General features: G+C 61.7%; 1 protein-coding gene. It reads left to right on the forward strand.

Annotated elements, in window-relative coordinates:
* The coding region (locus tag MKS85_RS28820; RefSeq protein WP_310663258.1) for a VCBS domain-containing protein at nucleotides 1–389 on the forward strand (389 nt) is incomplete at both ends.

Raw genomic sequence — 389 nt, forward strand, 5'->3', positions numbered from 1 at the left:
CGCGATGCCGACGGCGATGAAAGCACCACCACCATCACCATCGATGTCTACAACAGCTGCCTCGTCGCTGAAACCGATCAGGACATTACCGTCTACGAAAAAGCCCTGGACCTGAACCAGGACGGTCAGGACCTGGCCCCCGGTACCGTCACCGGCAGCGCGCCGAACGCTACCACTGAAACGGCCAGCGGTAGCCTGGTCGGCTCGGTCACAGGTGCAATCGGCGCCGTCACCTTCGCCCTGGTAGGCAACGCCACCGGTGCCTATGGCCAACTGCTGCTCAACCCCGACGGTTCGTACACCTACACCCTGACCTCGCCAGCCACCACCGCACCTTCGGCCAACGATGGTCCGAATGTCCTGAGTGAAAGCTTTACCTATCAAGCCAC

The organism is Pseudomonas sp. JL2 (assembly GCF_031570495.1).
Lineage (GTDB): Bacteria > Pseudomonadota > Gammaproteobacteria > Pseudomonadales > Pseudomonadaceae > Aquipseudomonas > Aquipseudomonas rhizophila.